The 13,607-nt window shown below is 74.4% G+C and carries 9 protein-coding genes and 1 pseudogene; 2 read left to right on the top strand and 8 right to left on the bottom strand.

Features of this window, described 5'->3' with window-relative positions; genetic code table 11:
• Positions 1–141 precede the first annotated feature (141 nt).
• From ACFWJB_RS19520 to ACFWJB_RS19505, 4 genes and pseudogenes are all read right to left on the bottom strand, one after another.
• The gene (locus ACFWJB_RS19520) at positions 142–660 is read right to left on the bottom strand and encodes a transglycosylase SLT domain-containing protein (RefSeq protein WP_385461300.1); all 519 of its coding nucleotides are present in this window, start codon (positions 658–660) and stop codon (positions 142–144) included.
• A 529-nt stretch (positions 661–1,189) separates the two neighbouring features.
• Entirely contained in the window at positions 1,190–1,447 is a 258-nt protein-coding gene (locus tag ACFWJB_RS19515; protein ID WP_386923606.1) for a DUF2399 domain-containing protein, read from the bottom strand.
• A gap of 24 nt (positions 1,448–1,471) precedes the next feature.
• A pseudogene (locus ACFWJB_RS19510) lies at positions 1,472–1,582 on the bottom strand (ATP-binding protein); the annotation flags it as partial.
• 439 nt (positions 1,583–2,021) lie between these two features.
• Complete coding sequence (locus ACFWJB_RS19505) at positions 2,022–2,606, bottom strand: TetR/AcrR family transcriptional regulator (RefSeq protein ID WP_386923604.1); 585 nt, start codon at positions 2,604–2,606, stop codon at positions 2,022–2,024.
• Positions 2,607–2,726: 120 nt separating this feature from the next.
• Here ACFWJB_RS19505 and ACFWJB_RS19500 point away from each other — a divergent pair, with 120 nt between their 5' ends.
• Positions 2,727–3,287 (top strand): hypothetical protein, encoded by a 561-nt coding sequence (locus ACFWJB_RS19500; protein ID WP_385461294.1) that lies wholly within the window; start codon positions 2,727–2,729, stop codon positions 3,285–3,287.
• A gap of 70 nt (positions 3,288–3,357) precedes the next feature.
• Here ACFWJB_RS19500 and ACFWJB_RS19495 read toward each other — a convergent pair whose 3' ends face one another.
• From ACFWJB_RS19495 to ACFWJB_RS19480, 4 genes are all read right to left on the bottom strand, one after another.
• Positions 3,358–4,497 (bottom strand): glycine amidinotransferase, encoded by a 1,140-nt coding sequence (locus ACFWJB_RS19495; protein WP_385461291.1) that lies wholly within the window; start codon positions 4,495–4,497, stop codon positions 3,358–3,360.
• Between the two features lie 59 nt (positions 4,498–4,556).
• Complete coding sequence (locus ACFWJB_RS19490; protein ID WP_385461288.1) at positions 4,557–4,757, bottom strand: MbtH family protein; 201 nt, start codon at positions 4,755–4,757, stop codon at positions 4,557–4,559.
• Complete coding sequence (locus tag ACFWJB_RS19485) at positions 4,754–11,455, bottom strand: amino acid adenylation domain-containing protein (protein WP_386923601.1); 6,702 nt, start codon at positions 11,453–11,455, stop codon at positions 4,754–4,756. Before ACFWJB_RS19485 ends, ACFWJB_RS19490 begins: the two co-directional genes overlap by 4 nt.
• 73 nt (positions 11,456–11,528) lie before the next feature.
• Positions 11,529–12,344 (bottom strand): thioesterase II family protein, encoded by an 816-nt coding sequence (locus ACFWJB_RS19480; protein WP_386923599.1) that lies wholly within the window; start codon positions 12,342–12,344, stop codon positions 11,529–11,531.
• Between the two features lie 204 nt (positions 12,345–12,548).
• Here ACFWJB_RS19480 and ACFWJB_RS19475 point away from each other — a divergent pair, with 204 nt between their 5' ends.
• Positions 12,549–13,568: a diiron oxygenase gene (locus ACFWJB_RS19475; protein ID WP_385461280.1), complete on the top strand. Its 1,020-nt coding sequence runs from the start codon at positions 12,549–12,551 to the stop codon at positions 13,566–13,568.
• Positions 13,569–13,607: the final 39 nt, after the last annotated feature.

Here is a 13,607-nt window from a genome sequence, read left to right as displayed (position 1 = left end):
TTGGCGGGCGGGGGGGGCGCCGCCGCGGGGGGGCGCGGCTGGCGGGGCCGCCCCCCCCCCCCCGCCGTGCTGCCTGAGCCCCGCCGGCCTCCGCGCGGGACCGGTTGTCCCGGGGGCTCAGGCGGTCCGTGGGTCCGCCGGTCAGTAGGCGGAGTCGACGTTGTCCATCGAGCCGTACTTGTCGGCCGCGTAGTTGCAGGCGGCGACGATGTTGGCCACCGGGTCGGTGATGGAGTCCTTGGTGCCCTTGACGTGGTAGTAGTCGAAGGTGGGCTGGATCGTCTGGAGCAGGCCCTTCGAGGGGATGCCGTTCTGGGCGTTGACGTCCCAGTTGTTCTGCGCGTTCGGGTTGCCGGACGACTCGCGCATGATGTTGCGGTGCAGGCCCTCGTACGTGCCCGGGATGTTCTTGGCGTCCATGACGTCCAGGGCGGTGCGGATCCAGCCGTCGAGGTCGCTGCCGTACTTCTTCTCGCCGGCCTTGACGATGGCCTCGATCTTGTCGGTCTGGGCCTGGGTCTGCGCGGTGGTGGCCTTGGCCGGCTCGGCGGCGTGCGCCGGGCTCGGGGCGAGGGTGAGGGTGACGGCGGCGGCGCCCACGGCGGCGAAGGAGGCCACGGCGGACTTACGGATGCTGGGGCGGCGCATGATGGCGTGCACGGGTGTACCTCTCCATTCGGGAACGTGATGGGGAGGCCGACGGGGGGTCGGCGACGCGGTGTCCGCGTTGGACGCGGCTTCGCGTCATCAGGGCCGGTGTCTGGGTCACGGACGGGCTCTTCCCGTCCGGTCCCGGCGCTCGGCTCCCCGGTACGCCGAACAGACTGCGGAACGCTCCGGCGCCGTGACAAGTGTGTGACCTACTACGCCGCTTCGCAGACCGGCCGCGTGACGGCCCCGGACGGCCGGCGCCCAGGAGGGCGAGCGGCCGTCGGGCGTCTACTAACCCGGGCCCTGTGTGACGTGAGCCCTGTGCGCGCCCTCACAGAGCCGGTCACCCGGCGGTCGCCTCTCGTCACCCTGCGGCGGCATACACCTCACTCGAAGGAACGCCGCCGTCACCGTTCGGGGTCACGAGGAAGGCCGGCGTCCCGACACCAGGCGAGGTGGTGCACGAGGACGCGCGTGACGAGGCTGTGTCAGTCGGTACGCGCGGAACTCCGCGCCCGCCTCGGCCGGGGGACGCGCCTCAGCGCGACCGCGTGCCGAGGTCCGCGAGCAGGTCGTTCAGCACCGTCCCCCCCTCGACCCGGACACCGCACTCGGCGAGAGGGACGGCCAGGGCCGGGTCCCGGGGGGGGGGGGGGGCAGCGGGCGGGCCCTTCACGGCCGGGGCCTCGGCCAGTGCGGTCACCGCCGCGCGGTACTCCGGCGCCGCGTACCGCCACGTCCGCCAGGGGACGCTTCGCGCCAGGGCGGCGTACACGTCCTCCGGCCGCAGATGCACCGCGAACCACCTCGGTCCCGAAGCTCACATGGGAGTTGCGAACACGCACTCCGCCCAGACCGTCTTGCCCGGCCCTCCCGGCCTGAGGCGCCAGCCCCAGCGGGTGGCGAGACCCGCGACCAGCAGCAGCCCTCGGAAGACGAGGGCGCCCCCGGCCCGCAGCTCGTCCCGCTTCGCGGAGTCGGCCGCGATGCGGTTGTGCTGCGGGTGGCGTGGTAGCGGTGGCCGTCGAGGAGGACGTGCACCTTCTGAGGAGTGCCCCTGGTCCGCCATGGACGCCGGTCCGTCGGTCCAGTAGCCGCTCGGCGCCCTCCGGGACGCCCCGGATGTGTCAGCCGGCGGCGACCACCGAGGAGGAGGCGACGCCCTTCGGTGTGCAGGATTCGGCGTATCGGTGCAAAGGGTCCGCCCGGACACGGCCGCCTCGCGCACGAGGGCGACGGTGTCCTGAACGGGTTGCCGCGTGCGGCGGCGTAGTCGCCCGCGTCGCGGTCGTCCGTGATCCGGACGGCTCCGGCGAGCGGAGCGGATCCGTGCGTCCCACGGTACCGACGGGCGTACCCCGCCCGGCGGTTCACGCCTCGCGCGTGCGCAGGATGTCCTCGATGCCCAGCAGGAAGGTCTCGGAGATCAGCTTCGGGTCGAAGAGGCAGCCCGCGGCCATCGCGCCGTCGCGGAGCATGACGAAGCGCCGTGCGTCCTCGTCGGCGGGAGTGTCGCCGACCTGGGCCAGCAGCTCGGTGACGGTGTCCAGGAACCACTGACGGTGGGCCAGGACGGCCCGGTGGACGGGGTGGGCGGGGTCGGGGTACTCGGCGGCCGCGTTGAGGAAGGCGCAGCCGCGGAACCCGGGGCTCTGGATGCCGTCGGTGATGAACCGGCCGACCGCCCGGACCCGGTCGGCCGCCGGCCGCTCGCCCACCCGCGCGGCCTCCACCCCCGCCCGGATTCCCCGGTCGGCCTGGTCGAGGTAGGCGAGGACGAGGTCCTCCTTGCCCGTGAAGTGCCGGTACAGCGTGGCGCGGGTGACCTGTGCCTCCGCGATGACCCGGTCGACGCCGACGGAGTGGATGCCCTCCGCGTAGAAGACCCTGGTCGCCGCGCCGAGCAGCCGTGCCCGCGCCGCCGATGTGCTGCCGCCTCCTGCTGCCTCGCTCATGCGGTCAGGCTACCCCACCCTTGAGGGAGAACGTTCGGTCTTGACAGCAGCTGACCGTCCGCCCTTGAATGTCGATGAGACCGAACGTTCTCCCTCAGCCGCTACGGCAGGACCTCTGCCATGGACACCCTCACCGCCACCGCCCCCACCGGCGTCCCCGCGGCCCTGCGCAGGCTGTACCTCCTGCGCTTCGCCTTCGCCGCCGTCTGGGCCGCCCTGCTGTTCGCGACCGCCGGCACACTGGGCGCGCTCACCGCCACGCTGCTGGTGATCTATCCCCTGTTCGACGTGGCGTGCGCGGTCGTCGACCTCAGGTCCGCCCAGGGGAACGGCCAACCGGTGCGCGGCCTGTACGTGAACATCGCGCTCAGCGCCCTCACCGGCGTCGGCCTCGCCGTCGCCGCCACCTCCGGCGTCCCCGCCGTCCTGCGGGTCTGGGGCGCCTGGGCCGTCACCGCGGGCATCGTGCAGCTCGTCGTCGGCGCCGTCCGGCGCCGGCTCGGCGGCCAGTGGGCGATGATCGCCAGCGGCGCCATCTCCACCCTCGCCGGCTCCTCGTTCATCGCCCAGGCGGGCAAGGACGGCGCCTCGCTGGGCAGTCTGGCCGGGTACGCCTTCCTCGGCGGCGTCTTCTTCCTCGTCTCCGCCCTGCGCCTGGGGCGCGACGGCACGCGGGCGTAGCCATGGCTGCCCGGCACCACGGCACCACGGCCCCCGTCCGCCGCCGCGGACGGGGGGCCGTGGGCGTTCGTCAGACCAGCGGGGTGTAGTCCAGGTTCGGGAAGTAGTCCTCGCGGGTGCCCGTGCGGCGGACGTCCCAGGTGGCGCAGTGCAGGGAGCCGCCGTATTCGAAGACGTGCCGGAAGGGCACCGTGAAGACCTCGAAGCCCCGGTCGGCCAGCAGGTCCTGGAGGGGCTTCTCGTTCTCCTCGCAGACGACCTTGGTCGGGGAGATGCTGAGCACGTTCATCGACAGCCACTTGGAGGACTGGCAGTACAGCGGCATCTCGTCGTTGGTCAGCACCGGCTGCGGGGCCTCGACCAGTTCCCAGTCGTTGGCGAGGAACATCTTCTCCTCGCCCTCGCGCAGCGGGCGCTCGGGATTGGTGAGGATCAGGCCGGGACGCAGCGGTACGAAGGTGCAGTCGATGTGGGAGGGGAAGAAGTCCAGCGGGAAGTGCACGGTGTGGACGCGGAAGCCGCGCGGCTCCAGGTGCTGCCTGAGCCAGCGGATGCCCGCCCGGTTGGTGGTCATCGACTCCTGCACGAGGATGTCCCGGCCGAGCCGGCTCATGTCGGCGGCGTCGAAGACGACCTCGTCCTGCGTGACGCAGAACTCGAAGGCGTGCATGCGCTCGTGCCGCTCCTCGAGCGGCCAGTTCCAGAAGTCCTCGCGGTACATGCCGTCCGCCATCGAGGGCTTGGGCGCGGTGGTCCACTGCACGCGCGGGTCGGCGTTCCAGTACTCGTAGACCAGTTTGCGGTACGGCTGGTACTCGAAGTAGCGGGCCCGGCGGGACATCGTGGCCTCGACGATCTCGTTGCCGAGGGTGATCATCACGTCCCGCGGGCAGACCGCGCAGTACTGGTTCTCGGCCTCGAAGTCGGGCGTGGTGACCGGGCGGGTGAAGTCGTGCGGGGCGGGGCGGCGGACCGTGACGCCCTGGGACTCCAGGAGCCGGACGAGTCCCTGGAGCTCCTCGTTGGCGAGGTCGATCGCCTCCTTGGACTTCGGGCCGGTCGGGAAGGGCGTGTCGGGGGCGTTGCGGATGGCGGGGCGGCTGCCTGGCTCGGTCGGTTCGAAGCAGGCGTTGTCGGCCGAGCCGACGACCATCTCCTCGAGCGGGTCCCATTCGTTCCAGGAGTTGACGACCACGGAGTCGTTGTGCATGGGTGCGGTCACCTGTCTGTGAGGGCGGGGCGGGGCGGAATGTGCGTCGGCTGGGCGGGTCAGGCGTCGGCGAGGCTCGCCGGGCGCATGTCGGTCCAGTTCTGCTCGATGTGGTCCAGGCAGGTCTGCCGGTCGCTGTCGGCGAGGACGACGTCCCAGCCGGGCGGCACCAGGGCGAAGGCGGGCCAGAGGCAGTGCTGGCGTTCGCCGTTGACGAGCACGTGGAAGGTGCCGTCCTCGTTGTCGAAGGGGTTGGTCATGTCGTTCTCCCGGTGGGTGGTGCGGCGTCGGTGCCGGCCCGTAGTGCGGTGAGCACGGCGGCGAGGGCCCTGGGTGTGCGGTGGCGGAAGACGGCCGAGACGTCGAGGGCCACGTCCAGTTCGGCCTCGACGCGGCCGGCCAGGCGCAGCGCGGTCAGTGAGTCGCAGCCGAGGTCGAACACGTCGTCGTCGGCGCCGACGGCCGTGCGTCCGAGGACGCCGGCGGCCAGGTCGCACAGGAGCTGTACGCCGGCGTCCGGCGAGGCGGCGGAAGGGTCGGAGGGGCGGAGGAAGCGCCCGGTCGGGGCGGTGAGCGCCGACGGCAGGGCGACGAGCAGCTCGCGCAGCCGGGCCGCGGCCCGCTCGCCGGTCCCGGCGTCGAGGAGGTCGGCGCGGTGGCCGATCTCCAGCCGGAGCCGGCTGCCGGGCGCGACCATGAGCTTCAGCGGGTAGTGGTACGGGTCGTGGCCCGCCAGCCCGACCAGGCGCAGGCCGTCGTCGGGGCTGGGGAGGGCCTGGGCCAGGGGGAAGTTCTCGAAGACCACGCAGCTGTCGAACAGCGGGCCCCGCCCGACGGCCCGCTGCACCTCGGCCAGGGCGAGGTGCTGGTGCGGCAGCAGCACGGCCTGTTCGCCCTGCAGGCGGCGCAGCAGGTCCGTCACCGGCTCGTCGGCGTTCAGGCGGACCCGTACTGGCACGGTGTTGACGAACATGCCGACCGTCTCGGCGACGTCCGGCAGGTCGGCCTCCCGGCCGGAGACGACGGCGCCGAAGACCACGTCCCGCCGCCCGGTGAGGTCGTGCAGGCACAGGGCCCACACCGCGCGGAGCAGGGTGTTGGGGGTGACGCCGTGGCCGCGGGCCGCGTCGAGCAGGGCGGCGGTGTCCGTCTCGGACAGCTCGACGGTGAGGGTGCTGGGCAGGACCCGTACGCGGGCGGTGTCGCGGCCGGGGCCCACCAGGGTGGGGCCGGGCAGGCCGGTCAGTGCCTCGGTCCAGGCGGTGCGTGCCTCGTCCCGGTCCTGGGCGGCGAGCCAGTCCAGGTGGTCGCGGTAGCGGCCGGGAGCGGGCAGGTCCCCGGCGTCGCCGTCGCCGTCGAAGAGTGCCAGGAGGTCGCGCAGCAGCAGGGAGGTGGACCAGCCGTCGGCGAGCAGGTGGTGCATGGCCAGCACCAGTTCGTGCCGGTCCTCGGCGAGCGCGAGCACGGTGCAGCGCATCAGGGGCGGCACGGCGGGGTCGAAGCGGCGGTGCCGGTCGGCCTCCAGGAGCGCGGCGCGGCGGGCGTCCCGCTCGGCGCCGTCCAGTCCGGTCAGGTCGTGGACCCGCCACGGCATCCGGACGTGTTCCGCCACGGCCTGCACCGGCTCGCCCGAGCGCCGCTGGACGAAGGCGGCACGGAGCATCGGGTGGCGGCGCAGCAGGGCGTCGCACGCCCGCCGGAACCGTTCGACGTCCAGGGTGCCCTCGGTCTCCATCGCGATCTGCACGGTGTAGACGTCGAGGTCCTCGCCGGCGTAGCGGGCGTGGAAGAGCAGTCCCTCCTGGGTGGGTGTCATCGGCAGGAGCTGCTCGACGGGGCTTCCGATGCGGGCGGCCAGGCGGGTCCGCTCGGCGGCGTCGTCCCGTGCGGCGCGGGCCGGGAGCGCGGTGGCGTGGACGACGAGGGCGCGCAGGGCCGCGAACCACAGGTCCGCCAGTTCCGCCGCCTCGGAGTCGGTCAGCAGGCGCCGGGCCCACCGCCAGTGGGCGACGAGCCGGGGGCCGTCGGGACCGTCCTCGACCGCGGCGTCGACCTCGGCGACGTGGGTCAGCGGCATCCGCGGGTCGGCACCGAGCGGCAGGGCGCCGGACTCGGGCGCGACGCCCCAGTCCTCGTCCCCGGACGCCGAACCGTTCTGCCGGCCCAGGTAGTTGAAGCAGAGCTGGGGTGCCGTGAGGCCGGCCAGGCCGGCCTCCGTGGCGGGGTTGAGGTGGCGCAGCAGGCCGTAGCCGAGGCCGTTGCGCGGCACTCGGCCGAGCTGGGCCGTGACCCGGCGCACGGCCTCGCCGAGGCGGTCGTCGGACGCCGGGTCGGCGTCGTCGGGGCTCCAGCCGGGGACCTGCGGGTCGAGGCGGACGGGGTACAGGGAGGTGAGCCAGCCGACGGTCTCCGACAGGTCGGCGTCCTGCTCGAGCGGTTCGCGGCCGTGGCCCTCGACGTCGATCACGACGGAGGTGCCGCCGGGGCCCGGGCGGGTCCGGGCGGCCATCGCGAGGGCGAGGGCGGTGAGCAGCACCTCGTTCGTCCGGGCGCCGAGCGCGGTGGGCACCGTGGCGAGGAGCTTGCCGGTCAGGTCCTCGGGCAGGGTGCGGCGCAGCTCGCCGGCGGTGGCCTGGATGTCCCGGGACGGCGACAGGGGCGCGTCGGTGAGGACGAGTCCGCCGGCGTCCAGGGTCTTCTGCCAGTACGGGAGTTCGGCGAGGACGTCCGGTGTGTGCGCCGCCCGGTGCAGGGCGCCGCTCCACTCGGCGAGCGGCAGCGGCACGGGGCCGAGCCGTACCGGGGCGCCGGACGCGGCGGTGCGCCAGGCGGTGTAGAGGTCCATGAGCAGGATGTGCCAGGACACCGCGTCGACGGCGAGGTGGTGGACGGTGACGAGCAGGCGTCCCGGCCGGGTGTCCCCGGCGTCGAACCAGGTGACCCGCAGCATGGCGCCGTCGCGCGGGGCGAGGGCGTCGGCGTCCTCCGCGGCGCAGGCGGCGATCCGGTCGCGCAGCTCCTCGTCGCCGGCGGCCGGGGCGGTGACGTCGACCCGCCGCACGGTGCCCGGGGGCATCGTGCCGGGGGCCGGGTCGACGGCGAGGGAGCCGTCCTCGCGCAGCCGTCCGCGCAGTGCCTGGTGGCGGGCCAGGACGGCGTCCACGGCGGCGCGCAGCCGGTCGGTGCCGAGGGCGGGCGGCACGCGCAGCAGGGTGGACTGGTGGTAGGCGTCGTAGCCGCCGCCGTGGGCGTGCAGGCGCCGCATGAGGGGCGTGGCGGGGACGACGGCGGCGTCGGGCCGCGAGGCGGCGGGGGCCGGGGCAGCGGGCGCCGGGGCAGCGGGCGCCGGGGCGGAGGTGGCCTCGTTGGGCCGGGGGCCGGTGGGCTTCTCCGGTCCGGTCCGCGGCGGCGCGGTGTCCGCCAGGGAGGCGGCCAGGGCGGCGGACGTGCGGTGCGTGAACACCTGCTTCGGCGTCAGCCGCACCCCCGCCTCGCGCGCCCGCGCCACCAGCTGGATCACCGTGATCGAGTCACCGCCGAGACCAAAGAAGTCGTCCTCGACCCCCACCGCCTCCAGCCCCAGCACCTGACCGAACAGACCCGCCAGCGACGACGCGGCGGCACCGTGGTCCGGAACGGAGGACGAGGCGGCCGGTTCGGTCCTCGCCGGTGCGGTCTCTCCCAGGGAGGCGGCCAGGGCGGCGGACGTGCGGTGCGTGAACACCTGCTTCGGCGTCAGCCGCACCCCCGCCTCACGCGCCCGCGCCACCAGCTGGATCACCGTGATCGAGTCACCACCGAGACCAAAGAAGTCGTCCTCGACCCCCACCGCCTCCATCCCCAGCACCTGACCGAACAGACCCGCCAGTGTCGAGGCCGGACCGCCGTCCGGGGCGGGAGCCGGCCCGGTTACCGGTGCGGTCCGCGCGGGCGCGGGCCGCCCGGGCTCCGGGGCGTGCTCGGGCGCGGGCAGGGCGGCTCGGTCGACCTTGCCGTTGGGGGTGAGCGGGAGCCCGGTCAGCGGGACGAAGGACGAGGGCACCATGTAGGCAGGCAGCCGTTCGGCGACGCGGTCGGCCAGGGCGCTCAGGTCGCCTCCGGGGCCGGGCACCACGTACGCCACCAGGCGGGGCGTGCCGCGCCGGTCCTCGCGCACGGCGGCGGCCACTCGGGCGGCCGCGGGGTCGGTGCCGATCACCGCCTCGACCTCGCCGAGTTCGATCCGGTGACCGCGGATCTTGACCTGGTCGTCGGTGCGTCCGGCGTAGACCATGAGGCCGTCGGGCCGCCACCACGCGAGGTCGCCGGTGCGGTACATGCGGGCGCCCGGCTCACCGAACGGGTCGGCGACGAAGCGGGCCGCGGTGAGGCCGGGGCGGCGGGCGTAGCCCCGGGCCAGGACGTCGCCGCCGATGTACAGCTCGCCGGGGACGCCGGGCGGGACCGGGCGCAGCCAGGGGTCGAGGACGTAGAGGCGTGCGGCGGGCACGGGGCCGCCGATGGGCACCGCGCCTCGGGGCAGCGGGTCGCCGGGCTCCAGTCGGTACTCCATGCAGCCGACGGTCGCCTCGGTCGGGCCGTACTCGTTGACGACCGTCACGCCGGGGTGGCCGGCGCGCCACTCGGCCAGGGCCTCGCCGGTGAGCTGCTCGCCGCCGAGGACGAGTTGCCCGGTGGGCGAGTACCAGTCGGAGGAGGCGACGAGCACCGGCAGGTGGCTGGGGGTGGCCTTGACGAAGGCGGGCGGCGGGTTCCCGGCGCCGGCCGGGGCGTCGACGTCGGTCAGGTCGACGACGTGGACCAGGCCGCCCGCGGTCAGGGGGCCGAGGATGCCGGTGACGGTGAGGTCGAACGACGGCGGCGAGTGCACCAGCGCCCGGTCGGCCAGTCCGGGGTAGGCGGCGCGGGCGAAGGCGAGGTAGCCGTCGACCGTGCGGTGCTCGACGACCACGCCCTTGGGGCGGCCGGTCGAGCCGGAGGTGTAGATGACGTAGGCGGTGTCCCCGGGCCGCACCTCTGCGTCGGGGGCGGGCCCGTCGAACGCGGCCAGCGCCGCCCGGACGGCCGGGTCGCCGAGCGGGACCGTCGACGGACGGCCGGCGAGGGCAGGGTGGCCGGCGTCGGCGCAGACCACGGCGGCGGGTGCGGCGTCGTCGAGCAGGAAGGCGATGCGCTCCGCCGGGTGGCCGGGGTCGACCGGCACGTACCCGGCGCCGGCCTTCAGCGCGGCGAGCAGTGCCACGATCAGGTCGGTGCCGCGCGGCAGGACGACGGCCACCAGGTCGCCGCGGGTGACGCCCCGTCCGGTGAGGAGCCGGGCCAGCCGGCCGGCCGCGTCGTCCAGCTCCCGGTAGGTGAGCGTGCGTGCGGCGTCGGTCACGGCCGGGGCGTCCGGGGTGCGGCGCACCTGCTCGGCGAACCGTCGGGTCAGCGGTACCGGCGCGGGGGACGTGCCGGAGCCGCGGCCCCACCCGTCGAGCACCTTCCGGCGCTCCGGTGCGGTCAGCAGGGGCAGACGGGCGACGGGGGTCGTGGGGTCCTGCGCGAAGCCGTCGAGCAGCAGCCGCAGCCGGGAGGCGACCAGTTCCACGCGGTCGTCGTCGAACAGGTCCCTGCGGTAGCTGAGGTGGAGGCTCAGCCGGGGGCCGGCGAGGGCGACGACGCTGAGCGGGTAGTGCGTGGCGCCGGTGACCTCCTGCCCGCCGGGGACGTCGTCGGCGCCCGCGGCGTCCCGGTCCCCGCCCTCGGTCTGGCGCAGGGGGGCGACGCGCAGGCCGGGGACGGCGTCGCCGAGGGCGTCCCAGCCCAGGGGCGCGTCGCCGAAGCTGGTGGCGGTGTCGAACAGCGTGCCGTGGCCGGCCAGGCGCCGCACCTCGGTCAGTCCGAGGTGCTGGTGCGGGGCGAGGGCGAGCTGCTCGTCCTGGATCCGCGCGAAGAGCGCGGCCAGCGGTTCCGCGGGGTCGATCCGCGCCCGCACGGGCACGGTGTTCATCAGCAGGCCCACGATCCGGTCGGCGCCGGGCAGGCCGGCCGGGCGTCCGTGCACGGTCTGCCCGAACACCACGTCGTCGCGCCCGGTGAGCAGGGCCAGCAGCAGCGCCCAGGAGCCCTGGACGACGGAGTTGAGGGTGAGGCCGTGCCGGCGCGCGGCCCGTTCCAGTGCGCGGCTGGTGTCCTCGGGCAGGGTGACGCGGACCAGTCCGGGCAGCGTTCCGTCGCCGGCCTCGGCGGCGCCGGGCGCGACGAGCGTCGGCTCGGTCAGTCCGGCCAGGGCCTCGCTCCAGGCCCGTTCGGCGGCGGCCCGGTCCTGCCGGGACAGCCAGCGCAGGTAGTCGGCGAGGGGCGTGAAGGGGGCGCCGGTGACGGTGCCGTCGCCCGCGGCGTGGTGGTGGTACCGGGTGAACAGGTCCTCCAGCACGAGCGGCACCGACCAGCCGTCCAGCAGGATGTGGTGGTACGTCAGCACGAACGCGTGCCGGTCCTCGGCGAGCCGGACGAGCGCGAACCGGATCAGCGGCGGGTCCGCCATGTCGAAGCGCCGGCGCCGCTCGTCCTCCAGGAAGGCGACCAGCCTCTCGACGCGGACGGCGTCCTCCTCGCCCGCGAGGTCGAGCGAGGTCCAGGCCGTGGTGGCGGTGCGGCGGATCAGCTGCACGGGCCGGCCGCCGGTGCGCTCGCGGAAACCGGCCCGCAGCGCGGTGTGCCCGGCGAGCGTGTCCGCGCAGGCGGCCCTGAGCGCGTCGGCGTCGAGAGCGCCGGTCAGTTCGAAGGGTGCCTGGACGGTGTAGACGTCCGCGCCGTCGGGGTCGTACAGGGCGTGGAAGAGCATGCCCTCCTGCAGCGGGGTGAGCGGCAGCGCGGCCTCGATCGGGGAGGGGACGGTGCTCTGCGGCGTCGGCTGCGCGGGCGGTGCCGGCTGCGACGGCCGAGGGTCCTGCGGGGCGGCGTTGGTCTTCACTGTGAGGTCTTCCCGGAAGCGGTCGGCGGCGCGTACGGCGACGCGCTCGCCCGGGCGGGGTCTGGCCGGCGGATCAGGGACGGGGAGCCGGCCGGGCGAGCGGGCCGAGCGTCCGCACGAGGGCGTCGAGCGTGGGAGCGGCGTGGGTGAACGGGTAGTCGTGGCCGCCGGGCAGCAGCCGCAGGGTGAACTCGCCGTCGGCGCACTCCCGCCAGCCCTCCAGCCGTTGCGGGCTCACCAGGGTGTCGTCGGCGCCGCCGAACACGTGCACGGGGCAGCCGGCGGGTGCGGGGCCGGGGGCCGTGTACGCCTCGGCCAGGGCCAGGTCGCGGCGGACCGTGCGCACGGCGTACCGCAGGTAGGCGGGGTAGCGGTGCAGTTCGGGCGGGAAGCCGCCGAACCCCTCGAGCCAGGTGAGCAGACCCGCGTCGTCGCGGTCGGTGACCCGCCGGAGCACCCGGACGTGCGGGGCGCGGGAGGCGGAGACCAGCAGCGCGGCGGGCGGGGTGAGGCCGCGGCGGCGGATGCGGACGGCGAGTTCGTAGCCGACCAGTGCGCCGAAGCTGTGGCCGAACAGGGCGTAGGGGGCGTGGAGTTCACCGGCGATGCCGTCGAGCACGGCGTCGGCGAGCTCCTCCAGGGTGTCGGGCAGCGGTTCGGCGCTGCGGACGCCCCGGCCGGGCAGTTCCACGGTGGCCAGCTCCACGCCCGGCGGCGGGGTGAGCCGCCAGGGCGCGAACGACGCTGCGCTTCCGCCCGCCTGCGGCAGGCAGATCAGCCTCAGACGGGCGTCGGGTGCTGACACCCGGCCGACGATCCACGGACTGCCCGCACCGCGCTTCTGGGTGTGCGCGGGGTGGGTGGGTCGTGCAGCGGCATCGGTTCGCATCCCGCTCCTTCGTCGGCCGGCGGTTTCCGGGTGGTGGCCCGCGGGGACGATGGTGGGCGGCCGGGGGCGACCGGTGCCAGGCACACCGACCGGCAACACCTCTGCCGCCCAGTTGCCCGGGGTCTGCCTGGCCCGCGGGGGCACCGGGCGGTGAGGATCGACGGGACAATCCTGCTCATGTGCCCTGAGGGGATCTCCTTCACGATGACCACCCTTCCTGACGAGGCGGCCGACCCGACGTTCTTCACCCTGGAATCCGTCAAGGCGGACCTGATGGAAGTGGAGAGCCTCACCCGGGCCTGCCTGAACTGGGACTACGGCAAGCGAGACAGCCGTGTATGGAGCCTGTACGAGAAGAACAAGGCCTCCCAGTGGAACGCCACGACCGACATCGACTGGGACTACGACGTCCGCTTCGGTTCCGACCTGACCGAGGAGAACGGCGCGAAGCTCGCGTCGTTCGTGGTCGGTGAGGGCAGCCCGGTGCCGCCGGAGCTGCTCACCCGCTTCCGGTGGGAGTACCAGGCGTGGATGTGCAGCCAGTTCCTCCACGGGGAGCAGGGTGCGCTGGTGACGACGGCCCGGCTCGTCGAGACCGTGCCCGACATGGACGCCAAGACCTACGCCGCCTCCCAGGTCGCCGACGAGGCGCGGCACGTGGAGGCGTTCGCGCGCTACATGGACGAGAAGCTGGGGGTGGTGTACCCGGTCAACCCGGGCCTCGGGACCCTGCTGCACGACGTGCTGTCGGAGTCCCGCTGGGACATCGTCTACCTCGGCATGCAGGTGGTCATGGAGGGCCTGGCCATCACCGGGCTGCGACTGGCCAGCAGCGGCTTCGGTGATCCGCTGATCCGGCAGATCACGCGGATGGTGGCGGCCGACGAGGCCCGGCACATCGCCTTCGGCGTCACCGCGCTCACCGGCATGTACCAGCAGGTGACCTCGGCGGAGCTGCGCGACCGGGAGGACTTCCTGCTGGAGGCGATCCGGCTGATGTCGCGCCGGTTCATGCTGCGGGAGCTGTGGGAGCGCATGGACCTGGACGTGGAGATGGGCGTGCGGTTCGCGCGGAGCAACCCGATGATGGCCACGTACCGGCAGCTGCTGTTCCAGCAGGTCATCCACGTGCTGCGGCAGCTCGGCATGCTGTCGGACAAGGTGAAGGAACTGCTGGTCGCGGAGAACCTGGTGCGGGCGGAGACGATGGCCGCGGTCCGCTGACCCGCGGCCGCCGTGCCGGCCACCGCGCGACCCCACCGA

Origin of the sequence: Streptomyces sp. NPDC127100, assembly GCF_042724095.1 — a bacterium.
GTDB lineage: Bacteria > Actinomycetota > Actinomycetes > Streptomycetales > Streptomycetaceae > Streptomyces.
This window is presented reverse-complemented; position numbering and strand designations above follow the sequence as displayed.

Bases quoted from the DNA above. Each gene is read 5' to 3' on its own strand.
- ACFWJB_RS19505 (WP_386923604.1), bottom strand. From the start codon at position 2,606: ATGAGCGAGGCAGCAGGAGGCGGCAGCACATCGGCGGCGCGGGCACGG.
- ACFWJB_RS19480 (WP_386923599.1), bottom strand. From the start codon at position 12,344: ATGCGAACCGATGCCGCTGCACGACCCACCCACCCCGCGCACACCCAG.
- ACFWJB_RS19495 (WP_385461291.1), bottom strand. From the start codon at position 4,497: ATGCACAACGACTCCGTGGTCGTCAACTCCTGGAACGAATGGGACCCG.
- ACFWJB_RS19475 (WP_385461280.1), top strand. From the start codon at position 12,549: ATGACCACCCTTCCTGACGAGGCGGCCGACCCGACGTTCTTCACCCTG.
- ACFWJB_RS19490 (WP_385461288.1), bottom strand. From the start codon at position 4,757: ATGACCAACCCCTTCGACAACGAGGACGGCACCTTCCACGTGCTCGTC.
- ACFWJB_RS19500 (WP_385461294.1), top strand. From the start codon at position 2,727: ATGGACACCCTCACCGCCACCGCCCCCACCGGCGTCCCCGCGGCCCTG.